14 protein-coding genes are annotated in these 17031 nt (G+C 42.1%); 9 read left to right on the top strand and 5 right to left on the bottom strand.

The features are described from left to right. Positions 1–295: 295 nt before the first annotated feature. Positions 296–700 (bottom strand): response regulator, encoded by a 405-nt coding sequence (locus tag IQ246_RS14675; RefSeq protein WP_194004097.1) that lies wholly within the window; start codon positions 698–700, stop codon positions 296–298. A gap of 314 nt (positions 701–1014) precedes the next feature. Between IQ246_RS14675 and gyrA the strand changes: the two genes are divergently transcribed. Together gyrA and IQ246_RS14665 are read left to right on the top strand one after the other, a co-directional pair. Then, positions 1015–3531, top strand: coding sequence for a DNA gyrase subunit A (gyrA, locus tag IQ246_RS14670; RefSeq protein WP_194004096.1), 2517 nt, complete (start codon positions 1015–1017; stop codon positions 3529–3531). 565 nt (positions 3532–4096) lie between these two features. Then, positions 4097–4282, top strand: coding sequence for a chlorophyll a/b-binding protein (locus IQ246_RS14665; RefSeq protein ID WP_191756402.1), 186 nt, complete (start codon positions 4097–4099; stop codon positions 4280–4282). A 147-nt stretch (positions 4283–4429) separates the two neighbouring features. On the opposite strand, the gene rpoD is transcribed toward IQ246_RS14665, so the two are convergent. Beyond that, entirely contained in the window at positions 4430–5602 is a 1173-nt protein-coding gene (gene rpoD, locus IQ246_RS14660; protein WP_162395356.1) for an RNA polymerase sigma factor RpoD, read from the bottom strand. A gap of 297 nt (positions 5603–5899) precedes the next feature. On the opposite strand from rpoD, the gene IQ246_RS14655 reads away from it, so the two are divergent. Next, positions 5900–6154: a hypothetical protein gene (locus tag IQ246_RS14655; protein ID WP_194004095.1), complete on the top strand. Its 255-nt coding sequence runs from the start codon at positions 5900–5902 to the stop codon at positions 6152–6154. Positions 6155–7414: 1260 nt separating this feature from the next. Here the strand turns inward: IQ246_RS14655 and IQ246_RS14650 are convergent. Together IQ246_RS14650 and gyrB are read right to left on the bottom strand one after the other, a co-directional pair. Continuing rightward, on the bottom strand, positions 7415–8095 hold the full coding sequence (locus tag IQ246_RS14650; protein WP_194004094.1) for a fasciclin domain-containing protein: 681 nt from the start codon (positions 8093–8095) through the stop codon (positions 7415–7417). 331 nt (positions 8096–8426) lie between these two features. Further along, positions 8427–10367, bottom strand: coding sequence for a DNA topoisomerase (ATP-hydrolyzing) subunit B (gyrB, locus tag IQ246_RS14645; RefSeq protein WP_194004093.1), 1941 nt, complete (start codon positions 10365–10367; stop codon positions 8427–8429). Positions 10368–10626: 259 nt separating this feature from the next. On the opposite strand from gyrB, the gene miaA reads away from it, so the two are divergent. Next, positions 10627–11559, top strand: coding sequence for a tRNA (adenosine(37)-N6)-dimethylallyltransferase MiaA (gene miaA / locus IQ246_RS14640; RefSeq protein WP_194004092.1), 933 nt, complete (start codon positions 10627–10629; stop codon positions 11557–11559). A gap of 55 nt (positions 11560–11614) precedes the next feature. On the opposite strand, the gene IQ246_RS14635 is transcribed toward miaA, so the two are convergent. Further along, positions 11615–12322, bottom strand: a complete 708-nt coding sequence (locus IQ246_RS14635; RefSeq protein ID WP_194004091.1) for a Uma2 family endonuclease — start codon at positions 12320–12322, stop codon at positions 11615–11617. Between the two features lie 309 nt (positions 12323–12631). On the opposite strand from IQ246_RS14635, the gene IQ246_RS14630 reads away from it, so the two are divergent. The 5 genes from IQ246_RS14630 to IQ246_RS14610 all read left to right on the top strand — a co-directional run bounded on the left by IQ246_RS14630 (position 12632) and on the right by IQ246_RS14610 (position 16944). Then, positions 12632–12994 carry a hypothetical protein gene (locus tag IQ246_RS14630; RefSeq protein WP_194004090.1) on the top strand — a complete coding sequence of 121 codons (363 nt, stop codon included), beginning with the start codon at positions 12632–12634 and terminating at the stop codon, positions 12992–12994. Further along, positions 12984–13361 carry a HEPN domain-containing protein gene (locus tag IQ246_RS14625; RefSeq protein ID WP_194004089.1) on the top strand — a complete coding sequence of 126 codons (378 nt, stop codon included), beginning with the start codon at positions 12984–12986 and terminating at the stop codon, positions 13359–13361. Before IQ246_RS14630 ends, IQ246_RS14625 begins: the two co-directional genes overlap by 11 nt. Positions 13362–13387: 26 nt before the next feature. Further along, a complete protein-coding gene (gene glcD / locus IQ246_RS14620; protein ID WP_194004088.1) occupies positions 13388–14860 on the top strand; it encodes a glycolate oxidase subunit GlcD in 1473 nt (490 codons plus the stop codon). A 276-nt stretch (positions 14861–15136) separates the two neighbouring features. Then, the gene (locus tag IQ246_RS14615; RefSeq protein WP_194004087.1) at positions 15137–16375 is read left to right on the top strand and encodes a glycoside hydrolase family 10 protein; all 1239 of its coding nucleotides are present in this window, start codon (positions 15137–15139) and stop codon (positions 16373–16375) included. Beyond that, positions 16375–16944: a hypothetical protein gene (locus IQ246_RS14610; RefSeq protein ID WP_194004086.1), complete on the top strand. Its 570-nt coding sequence runs from the start codon at positions 16375–16377 to the stop codon at positions 16942–16944. The genes IQ246_RS14615 and IQ246_RS14610 overlap by 1 nt, the downstream gene beginning before the upstream one ends. The last annotated feature ends 87 nt before the right edge of the window (positions 16945–17031 follow it).

The following is a 17031-nucleotide window of genomic DNA, read 5'->3' as shown; positions in this document are numbered from 1 at the left end:
TCTCTTATCAGAAGCCGCTTTTGAAGCGTCTACGCGTCTGTACAGAAGTCAGGAATTAAATATTTCAACTTATAACTTAGTCAGAAGTTTGAGCAGCTTGGGAGAAGTTAAAAGGTCGGCTTCTAACTATCGAAACTTCGGACATCGCCCAATTCTTCTGCACTCATAACTCCTAACTCCTTTGTTACCACTTGCCTAATACCACCTTTTCATAGTACATATATACTGATATACACAGGAAATAGTTCGCCCAAAAGATTTGCGGGAGAGTATTCCTGAAATAAGTCGTTAATTCTCAGCGGTCGTCTTTGGGTAGAAGTGCGATGATTTGGTCAACAAACTGTTGGTGGTCAACAACTGGTTTAGAAATGTAGCCATCAGCACCGCTTTGTTTGAGAAAGTTCTCGCGATCGCCTTCCATAGCGTGCGCCGTTACTAAAATAACAGGTAAGTTTGCTGTTTTTGGATCGGATTTCAACATTTGTGTAATCTTGATCCCATCCACAGACTTACCTTGGTAAACACTTCTGGACAGAGAAACATCCATCAAAATTAGGTCGGCTTCTCCTGATTGGGCAATTTTTATTACTTCTTCGACATTTTCTGTGTGTTTTACACCCAAGCCACCGCGCTTGGACAAAATCTTGGAAAAAACGCGAGCATTAATCAGATCGTCTTCGACAATCAAAACAGTTTTCATGAGAATTTTATTTATAGAGGTGAAGGGGATTTAAGAACTCAAAATTCCAAATCAAACAACGCAATCATGGAAATTATCCTGGCTACTGAATGTGTGTTTTCTTGAGCAAAAGCAGATTAAGACTTGATTAAAACACTTATCTGCCTCCTTTTTAATGGTTAATTTGTCTCCCCGTCATCAAGGATAATACTACTGCTTTTTATCCTTTGACTATCAAGATTGTTTTAGGAATCCCATTTCATCCGTTATGCTGTGTTTGCTACAGTGTTCAGTTCCAGCAGTTTTTGTGTAGTTAAAATTCAGGGAAAAAACTCATGGCAAAACAGTTAAACCTTCTCTCAACGGGACAGGTGATTACCACAGCCCTGCACACCGAGATGCAACGGTCTTATCTAGAATATGCCATGAGCGTGATTGTTGGGCGGGCATTACCAGACGTGCGTGATGGCTTAAAACCAGTTCACCGCCGCATTTTGTATGCGATGCACGAACTTGGTTTGACACCAGATAGACCTTATCGCAAATGTGCCCGTGTAGTGGGAGATGTACTAGGTAAGTACCACCCCCACGGCGACCAAGCAGTTTATGATGCCTTAGTCAGGCTGGTGCAGGAATTTTCTAGCCGCTATCCCTTGCTAGCAGGACATGGCAACTTTGGTAGCGTTGATAATGACCCACCAGCGGCGATGCGTTACACAGAAACACGCTTATCACCCATTAGCCATGAGGGAATGCTGGCGGAAATCGGTGAAGAAACTGTGGAATTTATTGGAAACTTCGATAATTCCCAACAAGAACCGACAGTTTTACCTGCTCAATTGCCTTACCTTTTGCTCAATGGCTGCACTGGTATTGCTGTAGGTATGGCGACGAATATTCCACCGCACAACTTGGGGGAAATAGTCGATGGCTTAATTGCCTTAATTGACAATCCAGATTTGTCAGATGAAAAGTTATTTGAGATAATCCCAGGCCCAGACTTTCCTACTGGCGGGGAAATTATCAGTGAGTCGGGAATTCGTGAGGCATACACCACAGGTAAAGGTGGGATTGTGCTCCGGGGAGTCGCTAAGTTGGAGGAAATTCCAGCCACTAGAGGGAGCAAGCGGCGGACAGCAATTATCATTACAGAATTGCCTTATCAAGTGAATAAAGCAGGCTGGATTGAGAAAGTAGCGGAATTAGTGAATCAAGGACGCCTGCAAGGAATTTCTGATCTTCGCGATGAAAGCGATCGCGAAGGAATGCGAGTGGTAATTGAACTCAAACGCGATGTTAACCCCCAAGAAGTTCTCCAACATTTGTATCATCAAACCGCCTTGCAAATGAATTTTGGGGCGATTCTTTTGGCGTTGGTGAATGGACAACCGCGCCAGTTAAGCTTACGGCAAATGTTGCAGGAGTTTTTGATTTTCCGCGAGCAAACGCTTAATCGTCGCTACAGTTATGAATTAGGTAAGGCAGAAAGTCGGTTGCATCTGGTGGAAGGTTTGCTGAAAGCGCTGTCTCATCTGGATGAGGTAATTGAAATTTTACGACAAGCTGCCGACGGCAGTACGGCAAAAATTAATCTTTGTAGCCGACTGGATTTGAGTGAGGTACAAGGAGATGCAATTTTGGCTATGCCATTACGCCGCCTCACCAGTTTAGAACAGCAAAACTTGCAACAAGAATTTGAGCAACTAAGCGAGCAAATTGGCTTATTGCGTCGGTTACTAGACGATCGCCGAGAATTACTCAAGGCGCTGAAAAAAGACTTGCGATCGTTCAAGCGTAAATACAGCGACTCGCGGCGTACTAAGCTAGCACTGATTCGTAGCGAGGAGTTACCGAAAAATAAGGGAGCCGATGTTGTCGTAGGGCAAAAAAGCAACGCAGCTGAAGCTGAGCCGGAACTCCAATTTACAGAGCCTCCAGAAGAAGCAGTTTTAGAATTTACTCAGCGGGGGTATGTACGCCGCACTCTACCGTCAGCTAAAAAGCCGAAAACAGAAAACGGTCTGCACGATAATGACTTTATTATCCAAAGCGAGTTGACTCAGACAGACAAAGAGTTGCTAATACTAACCAATGGTGGCAAAGTCTACCCTGTCAAAGTGGGAGAAATTCCTCCAACAACTGGACGTTCTCCACGGGGAAGACCACTGATTACTATGCTCAGTACTACTGCTCAAGGTGCTCAAGAACCTGTTGTCAACCGCTTTTTGCTTCCAGAAAATCTTGAAACTAAACAGATGATTCTCCTGACAAAAGAGGGACGAATCAAGCGTCTATCTCTTGGAGAGTTAACCAATTTGACTCGTCGTGGAATTACGATTTTAAAGCTTAAAGAAGATGATGAATTGTTGTTTGCCCAGTTCACTAGTACAAAGGAAAATTTGATTTTAGCTAGTTCGGGTGGACGCTTGTTGAAGTTCGCAGTGAATGATGAACAATTGCCCATTATGGGTCGGACTGCAATGGGTTTACAAGCATTACGGCTACGGAAAAATGAGCAAATGGTTGGTTGTGTAACTGTGGTTGGGGATGAGCAATTGTTACTGGTTACTCAAGAAGGATACGCTAAGCGCATACCTGCGAGTCAGCTAAAACGGGCTAGTCGAGGTGATTTAGGCACGCAATCACTGAAATTTACCAGCAAAACTGATAATTTAGCTGGTATGGTAATGGCGATCGCCTCTGGTGAGGTAGCCTTACTAACGAATAAAGAGCGAGTAGTGCGGATACCTGTAGAATCAGTGCCTATCTTAGGCAGAGATGTCAAGGGTGAAAGCATCCTCCAACTCAACCGCGATGAAAAAGTGATCACTGTTGTCGAAGTGCGCTCATAATGAGAGTTATGTTAAACCTACGACAAGCCAACTTGCAGGATTTAGAGGCACTTGTCGCTCTACGCCTCTAACTCCTGCGCGAAGTTGGAGAAATTAACAGCTAACAGCTTTGTCAGGACAACTGAGGCAAAACGTATATGGCTTCACGCTACCCAAGATGGTAAGCGTATCTACGAAAAGCTTAGTTTTGCTTCAACGACAAAGAGATGGAGATTGCCTGGTACTAATCTAAGGGTTTTTGAATCTAGGCGTTTCTATTAAATGCTAAAAATTTTAAACTAGGTAGGTTATTTATGAGTAGACCACAGTGGTGTGGGCATTACATTGCTGACCTTATAAGCTAAAATAGTTGATATTATATATCAATAACCAATATCTATTGATATCTACTTAACTTCAGTAAATACACCTGGAGGCTGATGTTTAAAACAGGTTTTTCAGATAGCGGTGTTTATGTCAAGTATTAAAAATAAAAGTATAAAAAATGTTGCATTCATGAAAATTATTGTTATATTAGTTTACAGAAAGCAATAAACCTTAGCAAGTTTAATTTGGAGCGCCTATCATGACAAATGCAACTACAACAAAAGTTACCACTCCTGTAATTGAAGATCGCAACGCTTGGCGTTGGGGCTTTACCCCACAAGCAGAAGTTTGGAATGGTCGTTTGGCAATGATCGGCTTTTTAGCAGCCGCTTTGATTGAGCTTTTTTCTGGTCAAGGCTTTTTACATTTTTGGGGTATCCTGTAGGTTTTAAAATATCAAGATGACCTATAAATAAAAAAACCTGGAGTGCTAATTCACTACCAGGTTTTTTATTGTTTTGTCATTTGTCAGTTGTCTTTTGTTTATTCACTAATGACTAATGACTAATGACTAATGACTATTAACTCTTGACTAACGAATATATTCCTTAAGAACGCTGTTACGATTCGGATGGCGTAATTTGCGGAGTGCCTTCGCTTCAATTTGACGAATCCGTTCGCGAGTAACGTTGAAAATCTGTCCAATTTCCTCAAGAGTCTTCATCCGTCCATCATCCAAACCGTAGCGGAGTCGGAGAACATCACGTTCGCGGGGACTGAGACTATCGAGGACTTTTTCAAGGTCTTCGCGCAGGAGGTTCTTGGAAACTTGATCTTCTGGTGTCTCGCCATCAGATTCAATAAAATCGCCCAATCGAGAATCTTCTTCTTTGCCAATGGGCGTTTCTAGTGAAATAGGCAATTGGGCGGACTTAGCAATAAACCGCAACTTTTCGATGGTCATTTCCATGCGAGTAGCGATTTCTTCTTCAGTGGGTTTGCGGCCCATTTCTTGAGACAGTAGCTTGGTGGTTTTCTTAATCCGAGAGATGGTTTCGTAGAGGTGAACTGGAAGGCGAATGGTGCGGGATTGGTCTGCGATCGCCCTGGTAATTGCTTGACGAATCCACCATGTAGCGTAGGTAGAAAACTTATAACCTTTTTCGTGGTCAAACTTTTCAGCAGCGCGAATCAAACCAAGACTACCTTCTTGAATTAAATCTTGGAACGACAAACCGCGATTCATATACTTCTTAGCAATTGAAACCACAAGGCGCAGGTTCGATTGCACCATCTTGTCTTTCGCCCTGCGACCAACATGCAGGCGATAACGAAAAGCTGGCAATGGCAATTGTACCGCTTCTGCCCATTCACTGTCTTGAGGGTCGCGCTCTAGCTGCTCGCAAAGCCGTTCCCGCACTCTCTCTAATTCAAGTAAATCGGCTATTTTCCGTGCCAATTCAATTTCTTCATCTGCCCGCAACAGGCGAATTCTACCAATCTCTTGCAAGTAAAGCCGAATCGAATCTTCGGTATAGTGCTTTTTCTTGCTTTGTGTCCGACGACGCGATTTAGCGGCTTTTCCAGACTTTGCGTCGTCCTCATCAGACTGAGGCTCTAAAAACTCATCAATTTCGCCATCATCCGTGATCAGCAAGTCCTCTTCATCTTCGATTAAGAGTTCTTCTAACTCGAGCTCAGGCTGATTTATTATTTCTAGGTCAGGCTGATATATGCTTTCGAGTACGTTGTTAGCCTGGTTCATGCCGCGTTCCTCATGCTCCTTGCAGAATCAATTACTCAAGATGTGTTTACTGCTCTTTTAATCGAGCTGGTTGTTAACCGAAAATAGAATTTTTGGCTGATTTGCCAGAATTATTTTCGGAACTTTTACACCTCCGAATGGAGGGGTTTTTCAGTTTATTTTAAGCTGCTACTGAAGGTGACTGACTCACCTTAGTCAATATTATATGCGTTGCTCTCGCACACAGATTTTAACTGACTGGTCAAAAAAAAGCCTTGATCAAAAAATTTGCCACTCCATACAAACGTATTAAGACTGATGGCAGATTTCCCTATAAAGACTGTTCCGATTGTAGCCTGTTTCACAGAAATTGCACTCTCTTTGTGTGTTAATCATGAAGTCATTAAGCAAAGTAAAGCCACTTTTACCAAAAAGATATTAAAAACGGTAGTTATAGCCTTAAATTTTTTCTCAACCTTTTCGGAATTGCAGCAGCACTTTGATTACCTTAATAAAGTATCTACACTTTCTTCTAAGCAGTTGAAGGTTTTAGATAATACCTTAATTACTTAGAACAAGCGCATTTTATGTTAACTCAGAAGAGAAGCATGAATGCACACATTTTAGGTTTCCTTCATACATCACTCAGTCTGTCGAGCAAAGTGTTGCTCTACATTTAGCTAGATGCGATAGGACTGGTAGTGCGGGTGTCAACCTTTTTGCCAATTACCTTAACTGAGGAGTTGAGGCTGGGGCAGAATATGCCATTAGTCAGATCAATTTAGATTTAACTAATTCGGTCTTATTCACAGGTTAGCGCACTGCTGACATTTCAGCCCTATGAAACTTGACAAACTCTTGTTATTGTATCCAACGATATTTTAATCAATTTAGAAGCGATTTGACATTATAGAATAGATCACCGATATTAGCCTACTTAAGACAAAAGTACATTGGATACATACAGCATCGTAGCTGTTGCTAGATGTATGAGAAGATATTAGCAAGTTTTCAGCTTGATGTTATTTGCTTCCATCTGCGATCGCTTTTGAGTATAGAGAACTCAGATGATTAAGTTATAATCCCGGAGGATTTTTTGCGTACTCAAATTGTAAATTATAATACTTTTGGCTCCGTAGGCTTTGTTTATCTACGATCATAAATTCTAAAGTTACTTACTTAACTATAGTAATCCGATTTGATTCGTGAACTGACTCGTAGAGACAGGGAATGGCGGATGGGGAATAGTGAATAGGAAAAAAGGGAGTTAGAGTTGTACGCAGTTTTTTCACTTAATCAAATAGGAATCCTATGGTGTTTAGGTAAATGATATCTAGCTCTGTTCTTCAAGCATAACAAATGGGTTTCTGGCTGGCGGGCAACATTAATCAGAAAGTTAGTGGAAGAACTTACTAAGCTAAAACACCTGAAAGGAGAGCATATTGACTCATGAGGGTTGTCCAGAGGAGCCAGTCACGTGCGGGGGTTCCCCCCGTTGAGTGAACTGGCGTTCAAGAGTCAATAGTCAATAGTAATTCTGGACTCTTGAATGCGTGACTTTTGACAGCCTAAATGCTCATAATATGCAAGTTTATTTGCGTAATAGCTTACCTGCTACTAACTTCAGATGGAATTGACGCATCTGCAAATATCGATCATTAATTTTTCATAAACCTTGGCAATAAACAAGTTTTATGTTTCTTGCGTTACTGAGAAATTTAAAATTTTTGTAGTTAATAATATTTATGTAATTTATTAAACAAGTTTTATGAACCAAAAATGTATGTATAGTTCATTTTTCAGGGTAGCTTTCAAAGCTACCACAGATAAAAACTACCTTGGTGTTGGCGTAGCGTTCAGACTTGCGGGAAAATTGGGTGGCAGAATTACCTTGTCAACTACGTGGACAATGCCATTGCTAGCCGAAATATCTGGCTGAGTCACTCTAGCATCGTTGACTGTGATTGTATTATTAGCAGGATTAACCGTTATTTTAATGGGAGTACCCTCAACTGTTTTGACTTGTCCAGATTTCAATTGTTTGGAGGTAATTCGCCCAGGTACAACGTGGTAAGCCAGAAGCTTGATTAATTGTTGTTTGTTTGCTGGCTGTAAAAGATTGTCTAGGGTAGCTTTTGGTAAAGCAGCGAAAGCAGCATCAGTAGGCGCAAATACTGTGTTAGGGCCTTGTGCAGCCAATTGTTCAGTTAAGCCTGCGGCTTGCACTGCTCGTGTGAGGGTTTGAAACTGTCCTTGGCTAGCTGCTGATTTTGCCAGTTCTGCGAAATTTTGGGTGGTTGTTGCACCTGTCGGAGTTGGTGTAATAGGAGGAATGGTTGTTATCGGAGTTGGTGTAATAGGAGGAATGGTTGTTATCGGAGTTGGCGTGATGGGAGGAAGGGTTGTTGTTGGTGTTTCTGTTACAGGCTGAGTGCAGGCAGACAGAACAACAAGACTACCTACACCAACAATATTGAACAATGCTTTTCCTGATGTGCCTTTGCTCGCTTTCATAACTTTGCTTACAATCGAGTTAAATAGAGAATTGTTGACAATAATCAATGAACTTCTGGATATAGTCACTCATCTTGCGACATAGTTTTGTGGAGTGAAAAATATCTCTGTAAATTTTGGCTATTATGCTCTTTTGTCATCTGCCAAAAGGTGTAGGTGTAAAAGGAACTGGGAAACTCAGGGCCCCTCTGGAGATAAAGGACTTCCAAATAAAAAAATAATCAATCGCTTTGGTGAGCAGGGGAAGCAGGGGGAGAGGAAATTTGATAGTCGTATTGGATGCAAGAATTGAGTAATTTAATTTTTGGAAGTCCCTTAAAGATAATTGATATTAAATATCTAAATCCGTGAAGTTGAGTTTGGAACCATAGGTTTCGATGAATTCGCGTCTTGGTGCTACACGATCGCCCATTAAAATTGTAAAAATGCGATCAGCTTCGGCTGCATCCTCAATTTCCACTTGCTTGAGGGTGCGGGTTTCTGGGTTCATTGTAGTTTCCCAGAGTTGTACTGGCATCATTTCACCCAAACCTTTGAAGCGTTGAATGTTGTAGTTAGCGTTGGCAGGCAGTGTGGCGAGGTGCTGTTGCAATTCGCGATCGCTATAACAATACTGTGGTATGCTGCGCCCCCGTTCTACTTTAAATAGTGGTGGACAAGCAATATAGATGAAACCCTGTTCGATGAGTGCTCGCTGATACCGATAAAAGAAAGTTAACAGTAGTGTACGGATGTGCGCTCCGTCTACGTCAGCATCAGTCATGATGACTATGCGATGATAGCGTAACTGAGTGGAGTCAAATTCATCACCTTTGACACCCAACCCAAGGGCTGTAATTAAGGCTTGAACTTCGTTGTTTTTGTAGATTTTGGCGTCGTCAGTTTTCTCAATGTTGAGAATTTTACCACGTAGGGGCAGGATTGCTTGAGTTCGGCGATCGCGTCCTTGTTTGGCACTTCCACCTGCGGAGTCGCCTTCCACAATATAAATTTCGGACTCGCTGGGATCACGAGAACTGCAATCTGCCAATTTACCTGGCAATGGTGAAGATTCTAGTACCGATTTACGCCGTACTAACTCCCGGGCGTGACGGGCTGCTTCTGCGGCTTTAAAAGCTTGAATGGCTTTATCTAAAATTGAGTCTGCTATACCAGGGTGAAATTCTAGATACTCGGTTAGGACTTCTCCCACCAGAGAATCGACAATTCCTCGCACTTCTGTATTACCAAGTTTGGTCTTAGTTTGTCCTTCAAATTCGGGATCGGGGACTTTGACGGAAATAACGGCAGTCAGGCCTTCACGGACGTGTTCACCGCTGAGATTGGGTTCATTCTCTTTAATTTTATTGCGTTTGCGGGCGATCGCATTTAATGTCCGAGTCAGAACCGCTTTCAAACCTTCCAGGTGCGTACCACCATCAACCGTGCGAATATTATTAGCAAAGCCCAGCACATTATCCGTATAAGCATCAGTACACCACTGCAAGGATACTTCTACTTGTACGTTATTGCGTTCCCCCTGCACATAGATGATTTCTTCATGCAGCGGCTGCTTCTCGCGGTTCATGTAGGCGATATATTCTTTAATGCCACCCTTGTACTCGTAAGATTCTACTTTGGGTGTATCGCTTTTTAACAGTTCTAGACGGTTGTCGGTAAACGTAATTCTGACACCGGCATTCAAATACGCCAACTCTCGTAGGCGACCTGATAAAGTAATGTAATCAAACTCAATACTATTGGTGAAGATTTGGGTATCTGGCTTGAAGGTGACAGAAGTTCCAGTTCTAGCCTCTTTGTAAGGCTTGACTTGCAGATCCGTAACTGGAACACCCCGTTCATAGCGCTGGGTATGAACCTTTTTATCTCGCCAAACTGTAACTTCCACTACCTCAGAGAGGGCGTTAACAACAGAAATCCCAACCCCGTGCAATCCTCCAGAAACCTTGTAGCCACCGCCGCCAAACTTTCCCCCGGCGTGGAGTACCGTCATCACCGTTTCTAAAGCCGATTTCCCTGTTCGCGAGTGGATATCGATGGGAATACCGCGACCATCATCTGTTACAGTCACGGAACCATCAGCGTTGATCTCCACCTCTATATGAGTGCAGTAACCCGCTAAAGCCTCATCGACTGAATTGTCCACCACCTCGTAAACTAAATGGTGGAGTCCTCGCGGCCCCGTAGTACCAATGTACATCCCTGGTCGTTTACGGACGGCTTCCAGACCTTCCAGAACTTGAATCTGATCGGCACTGTAACTGCTCGTCATGAAAATTCTCCTGATGCGTGGGGTTGAACTCGCCAAAAGGCAAGCAAAAGTTAAAACACTCCAAAATTGTAACACAAAAGCCTTGCTGGCGACTGTAGGGCAATTTTAAGAGAAGTTTATACAGGGGTTGCAGACTAGTGTAGAGATGGCTAGGGGAGTAGAGGAGCAGAAGGGCAGGGAATAGAGGGGGAAAATAAAAGAATTTTTTCCCAGTCCCCAAACCCTTGACCCTTGACTAATGACCAATGACAAATGATCAATGACTAAATTAATTGTGATTTGTGGGGCGACGGCAACGGGTAAGTCAGGGTTGGCTTTGGCTTTGGCTTTGCGTTTGGGTTCTGTAATTATCAGTGCAGATTCTCGTCAAGTGTACCGCGAGTTTAATATTGGTACGGCTAAACCAACTTTAGCTGAACAAAAACTAGTGCCGCACTACTTAATAGATATCTGCGATCCGATAAACATAATGACGGTAGCAGACTACCAGGAGCAAGCACAAGCCTTAATTAATTTTCCCTCTCATCTGTTTTTGCCGCCTCTCTCCCTCTCTCCCCCTCTGTTAATGGTTGGTGGCACTGGTTTGTACATACGTTCCATTGTTCAAGGGATGAAGATTCCTAGGGTTGCACCACAGACACGATTGCGATCGCAACTTGAATCTCTAGGTCAACCTCAACTTTATGCGATGTTACAACAAGTTGATCCAGTTGTCACACAAAAAATTCATCCCAATGATTTAGTGCGGACTTTAAGAGCATTAGAGGTATATTATGTGACTGGGCATCCGATTTCGGAACAGCAAGGGGAGAATCCACCAGATTACCCTATTTTGCAAATTGGCTTAGATTGCAATGTTGAAAAGTTAAGCGCTCGTATTAAACAGCGTACTGAGCAAATGATCGCAGACGGGTTGGTTGCTGAAGTGGAGTATCTTTGTCAAAAATATGGCGCTGATTTGTCTTTGTTAAATACTTTAGGCTATCAAGAAATCAAGCAATATTTAGCTGGGAATATTTCTTTAGAGGAAGCGATAGAATTAACAATTTTACATACACGGCAATTTGCCAAGCGACAACGTACTTGGTTTAAAGCATATCCACAAATTGAATGGTTTGATGCGGATGATCCGAATCTATTAGAGAAAGGTTGGCAGCGTATAAATGAGTTTCTTAATTCCACGAGTAAGTAATATTTTCAGGACTTACGCAAAGATGTAAAAATTTTTACATCTTTGCGTGAAGCTTCTAGAGAGTGTCGGGATCTACGCCCATAGCACGCAGCCTTTCAGCTAGTAATTGGGTGCGTTGTTCTGCTTGTTCAGCACGTTGTCGTTCCTGTTCAGCACGTTCATCTCCAGTTGGCAAAACAGTTCCATCTTGGTAACACCAGCGTAACCATATATCTTGTCTAGTTTCAAATTTTCCTGTCCACAGAGTTACACCTAAACCAACTTGTTCTAACCAATTTTCTGAAGTTTCAAAGTAGCGCCTTCCTCTGAGTTCATAAACACGCAGCACTTTTTCTGTTAATTGCTGAGTAGGATCATATACAATGTAGTAACTTGCGCGCATTTGTTCATAAATTTGCAGTTTTCTGCCCAGTTCATCACCTTCTTGATTAGAGACAATTTCAATTACAACTTCTGGTGGTTTACCAAAACGCCAAACCATATAACAACGATTTTGTTTCTCCCACCAATTTTCAGGCACTTGGACATCTAAGCTGAGAAAGACATCAGGTACAATTGCAGGTTGGCCATCTGTATGGTAAATACCGACATTCGCTGCGGCTAAAAAAGTTTGCTGGTGTATAGAACTGTAAATAGAGCCAACCAAGAGGCGTTGTTGTTTTTCAGATGCGAAATTGTCCACAGGTGTATCATCTTCAGTGACTAACTGGTTGGCATCTGGCACATAGTAATCATCATCATTGATTAGAAGTTGCTCAACCATGACTTTATTTAGTATTTGAGAACGTTATCTCTAGGTTAGTTGATTAGGGATGGGAGGGTGTATTGACTCAAGATCTTATACTGAAAAATTGTAAGGATTAGTCATCAATGGAATCTTGTTGAATGTCTGATTCTATGTTACTTCAGCGCCACAATTAACAGAATATTGGGTTTTACCATTATTCAACGCACTTGCTAAAAGACATCGCACCTTCGGTACTTAAATCATGCGATCGCTTTTTACTCACTCTTGACTGCTATTTTTGCAACAATAGATATTACAGCCGTCCAACAAAGCCTGCAAAATGCCATGACAGACGCAGCAGTTAGCATTTCTCCCGCCGATATCGAAACTCTTGAGCAGTTTTACATCTTTAGAGAGCAAACCGAAGTTTTAGAATTTCTGGATAAACATCCCTTTTTAGTTCCGGTGCTGCTGGAAGCACCAGAGAAAATTCGCCACTATTTCCCTGACTCCCAGCTATTTCTAGAAGTATTCATTGACCCAGAAAGTATTGATTGGGTGCAGTTGATACTATCTATTTTGATGAAGCTTGACCCCCATGAAGCGGTTGCAAGGCTTAATAAGCTGGACTGGGATTGGGGCTTACATAACTCCTATGATGTACGGAGTAACTTTTTTACTACTTTAGAGTATCCAGATGAGTTTTGATTGGTCAGAGTATCTAAATGTAGCTAAAGAGCTAGCAGGTGCCGCAACTACTCCTGCAAATCAAGAGGCTAAATCTCGTGCTGCTATTAGTCGGGCTTACTATGCAGCTTTTATAACTGCACGAAACTATCTGCGTGATCAACAAGGAATTTCAATTCCGAAAACAAGTGACGCTCATAGATATGTTAGTGACCAATTCGAGCTTAGTTCCGAGCTAATACGTAAATCTGTAGCCAAAAAATTAGCTAGATTGCGAGGATTCCGCAGACAAGCAGATTATGTTGATAAATTTCCTGGCTTATCTGGCATTACAATCATAGCTTTAGATTTATCTGAGGAAATAATTTCCATATTAAGCAACCTGTAAACATCTACCTTTAACAGAGAAAAAATATGCTTACCCAAGATAAAAAACAAATCAACTGGAAACCCATTATCAAAGCATTTGAGGCAGCATTAGGCAAAAATGGCGTGGTGCAACGTCGCGAGGAACTCATTACTTATGAATGCGATGGTTTAACCGCCTATCGTCAACGTCCCGCCGTAGTTGTGTTACCTAGAACTACAGAACAAGTAGCTGCTGCGGTGAAGATATGTAATCAATACTCTATCCCCTTCATCGCACGCGGCTCTGGTACTGGTTTATCTGGTGGCGCTCTCCCGTTAGAAAATTCTGTTTTAATTGTCACTTCATTAATGCGGCAAATCCTTAGCATTGATTTGGAAAATCAGCGGACAGTCGTGCAACCAGGGGTGATTAATAGTTGGGTAACACAAGCTGTTAGCGGTGCTGGTTTTTACTACGCACCTGACCCATCCAGCCAAATTATCTGCTCGATTGGAGGTAACATTGCCGAAAACTCTGGTGGAGTGCATTGCCTTAAATATGGTGTCACCACTAACCACGTTTTGGGATTAAAAATTGTCACGCCTGAAGGAGAAATTATCGATTTAGGGGGACAAATTCCAGAAATGCCTGGTTATGATTTAACTGGTGTATTTGTCGGTTCGGAAGGCACTTTGGGTATCGCCACAGAAATTACCCTGCGAATTCTTAAAAGTGCAGAATCTATTTGCGTACTGTTAGCAGATTTTACCAGCGTTGAAGCTGCTGGAGCAGCGGTTTCCGATATCATTAGTGCGGGAATTATTCCTGGTGGGATGGAAATGATGGATAACTTCAGCATCAATGCGGTTGAAGATGTTGTAGCAACTAATTGTTATCCTCGCGATGCCACTGCAATTCTGTTAATAGAAATTGATGGTTTAGAAGTTGAAGTTTCAGGGAATAAACAGCGAGTTATCGAAATTTGTAAAAGCAATGGTGCTCGTAATATTACTACTGCTAGTGACCCAGAAACCAGATTGAAATTGTGGAAAGGACGCAAAGCAGCTTTTGCAGCAGCTGGGCATTTAAGTCCAGATTATTATGTTCAAGATGGTGTGATTCCTCGTACTCAGTTGCCTTATGTTCTGGAAGAAATTGAGATATTAAGTCAAAAATATGGTTATCGGGTTGCCAATGTATTTCACGCTGGAGATGGCAATCTTCATCCGCTGATTCTTTATGATAATTCTGTGTCTGGAGCATTAGAGCAAGTAGAAGAATTAGGGGGCGAAATTCTCAAACTTTGTGTGAAAGTTGGTGGCAGTATTTCTGGTGAACATGGTATTGGTGCAGACAAAAAGTGCTATATGCCAGATATGTTTAGCAAAGCTGATTTAGAAACTATGCAGTGGGTGCGAAAAGTGTTTAATCCTCAAGGATTAGCAAATCCTGAGAAGATATTTCCGACACCGCGCACTTGTGGTGAAGCAGCAAATGCATCAAGTATCAAGCAGTTTGAAGGTGTAGACAAATTTTAATTTTCTGCTAAAGTACAAAGGCAAAATAATCCTGTCAAAAGCAGGCTGATTTTGCCTTTATATATACCCACTTGTCGCGTCTCTACCGCTGTTCGCAATATTTAAAATTGGAAGGAGTGAACAGATTTTAATTTCGTAGCAAAGTATAAAGGTATAAAGTCTTAATTTGGTCTTTGTTACCTTGCTGTAAAATCAGCATCCCTTTACATAATCCGGAGGATTATAACTTTATTTTGTAGTTATATGTATTCCGATCGCACTAGGTCGCACTTACAGATGAATCGGGTTGCTCGCCGTTGGTTTTATTACTTGCTGTGTTTGGGATTAGTGATCAGTTTAACAATATTTTCACTCTCTTCACACCCAGTTTATTCGCAAAAAACAACCGTAACTACAGAAATTCGCGGCGTTTGGCTCACTAATGTTGCGAGTGGCGTACTATTTGTACCTTGGGGTATTAACCGCGCTTTAAATCAACTTTCGGCACTCAACTTTAATACAGTTTATCCTGTAGTTTGGAACCGAGGATATACTTTTTACAAGAGCAATGTAGCCAAAAATATTACAGGTTCAGATACTCAACCTTTTCTCAAGTTCATGCACGGTGGACGCGACACTTTAACAACGCTGGTGAAACTTTCTAAAACCAAAGGTTTGAGTATTATCCCCTGGTTTGAATATGGGTTCATGACACCACATAATTCACAATTGGCAAAGCGTTATCCAGACTGGTTAACAATTGGTCAAGAAGGGATAAACTCTATTCAAGAAAATCTGCCAGAAGAGATTGACAACGGCTTAATAACTAAGCAAGCTTGGCTGAATCCCCTACATCCAGAAGTTCAAAAGTTTATCCAATCATTAATTGTGGAAGTGGTCAAAAATTACGATGTGGATGGTATTCAACTTGATGACCACTTTGGAATGCCAGTACAGTTTGGTTATGATACCTTTACCGTTGATCTCTACCAGCAAGAACATCAAGGTAAAAATCCCCCAAGTAACCCTTTTAATTCGGAATGGATGCGTTGGCGAGCGGACAAAATTACTGATTTTATGGCAGAAATCTATCAAGCTGTAAAAGCGGTTAAACCTAATGCCAGAATATCTTTGTCTCCCAACTATCAAGCTTTTGCCTACAAATATTATTTGCAAGATTGGGAAAGTTGGATAAAAAAAGGGTTAGTTAATGAGTTGATTTTACAGGTATATCGAAATGACCAAAGTAGTTTTATCGCTCAACTGAAGCAACCAGCGGTAGAATTTGCTCGTAGTCAAATTCCTGTAGTAATCGGGATCTCAACCGGAACACCGCGTAATCCTGTACAAATCGCACAAATTAGAAAACAGGTTCAAACAGTGCGCGATCGCAATTTTAATGGCGTTTCCTTTTTTTATTGGGAGAGTTTGTGGGGTTACATCGCGCCGGAATCACCGCAACAGCGACGCAAAGTTTTTCTTAAGATGTTTGATCCCAAAACTGTCAGATCTTCGTTACAACTAGAGAGAGTTTGATGTCGTTAGCGCCTGAGAATACGAGATTTAGCTTTACATTGCTCTGGACTTTTGCTACTTTTGGCGGTTTTTTGGTGAGTTTGTGCGTAATTGAAGTTGGCGATCAGCCAGATATTGGAGTGGTAGAGGCTGCTATCGGTGGATTTGCGATCGCCCTTCCTCAAGGCTGTCTGCTCAAACAACCCATATTCTGTATCCGGTGGATTTTGTCAAGTATTTTGGGTTGGACTGTGATCACTGCTACTGGTATTGGTGCTGTTGGTTGGATTGTACCTAATACTCAGCTTCTCCCTATGCGCCTCTTGTCTGGGGTAATTTGTGGTACAATTGGCGGCTTTGGAATTGGACTAGCACAATGGCTGGCTATTCCCCAGCCATTTCCTTGGGCGTGGCGATGGATATTCGTCAGTTCGGCAAGTTGGGGGGTTGCTCTACCTGTAGGTTCTTTTGTAGGGAGCGTTTTACGCCAGCTGACACAGTTATTTTTAGGCGAAGTCGTGGGATTAGCTATCACCTGGCTTATGGTTGCTATCCTCACAGGAATCGATGCTCACAAACTGCGATCGTGAGTAGTCCTAGGTACAATCCGATTTGATTCGTGAAGTGACTTGTAGGGATGGGGCATTGGGCATGGGGCATGGGGCATGGGGCATGGG

It is taken from the genome of aff. Roholtiella sp. LEGE 12411, from assembly GCF_015206995.1.
In the GTDB taxonomy this organism is placed as follows: Bacteria; Cyanobacteriota; Cyanobacteriia; order Cyanobacteriales; family Nostocaceae; genus Komarekiella.
Note: the sequence above shows the minus strand (reverse complement) of the source record. Positions and strands in the feature narration are given on the sequence as shown.

What these genes read in the sequence shown, in the direction of transcription:
- IQ246_RS14675 (WP_194004097.1), bottom strand. Translation starts at nt 700, where the DNA reads ATGAAAACTGTTTTGATTGTCGAAGACGATCTGATTAATGCTCGCGTT.
- gyrA (WP_194004096.1), top strand. Translation starts at nt 1,015, where the DNA reads ATGGCAAAACAGTTAAACCTTCTCTCAACGGGACAGGTGATTACCACA.
- IQ246_RS14665 (WP_191756402.1), top strand. Translation starts at nt 4,097, where the DNA reads ATGACAAATGCAACTACAACAAAAGTTACCACTCCTGTAATTGAAGAT.
- rpoD (WP_162395356.1), bottom strand. Translation starts at nt 5,602, where the DNA reads ATGAACCAGGCTAACAACGTACTCGAAAGCATATATCAGCCTGACCTA.
- IQ246_RS14655 (WP_194004095.1), top strand. Translation starts at nt 5,900, where the DNA reads ATGGCAGATTTCCCTATAAAGACTGTTCCGATTGTAGCCTGTTTCACA.
- IQ246_RS14650 (WP_194004094.1), bottom strand. Translation starts at nt 8,095, where the DNA reads ATGAAAGCGAGCAAAGGCACATCAGGAAAAGCATTGTTCAATATTGTT.
- gyrB (WP_194004093.1), bottom strand. Translation starts at nt 10,367, where the DNA reads ATGACGAGCAGTTACAGTGCCGATCAGATTCAAGTTCTGGAAGGTCTG.
- miaA (WP_194004092.1), top strand. Translation starts at nt 10,627, where the DNA reads ATGACTAAATTAATTGTGATTTGTGGGGCGACGGCAACGGGTAAGTCA.
- IQ246_RS14635 (WP_194004091.1), bottom strand. Translation starts at nt 12,322, where the DNA reads ATGGTTGAGCAACTTCTAATCAATGATGATGATTACTATGTGCCAGAT.
- IQ246_RS14630 (WP_194004090.1), top strand. Translation starts at nt 12,632, where the DNA reads ATGACAGACGCAGCAGTTAGCATTTCTCCCGCCGATATCGAAACTCTT.
- IQ246_RS14625 (WP_194004089.1), top strand. Translation starts at nt 12,984, where the DNA reads ATGAGTTTTGATTGGTCAGAGTATCTAAATGTAGCTAAAGAGCTAGCA.
- glcD (WP_194004088.1), top strand. Translation starts at nt 13,388, where the DNA reads ATGCTTACCCAAGATAAAAAACAAATCAACTGGAAACCCATTATCAAA.
- IQ246_RS14615 (WP_194004087.1), top strand. Translation starts at nt 15,137, where the DNA reads ATGAATCGGGTTGCTCGCCGTTGGTTTTATTACTTGCTGTGTTTGGGA.
- IQ246_RS14610 (WP_194004086.1), top strand. Translation starts at nt 16,375, where the DNA reads ATGTCGTTAGCGCCTGAGAATACGAGATTTAGCTTTACATTGCTCTGG.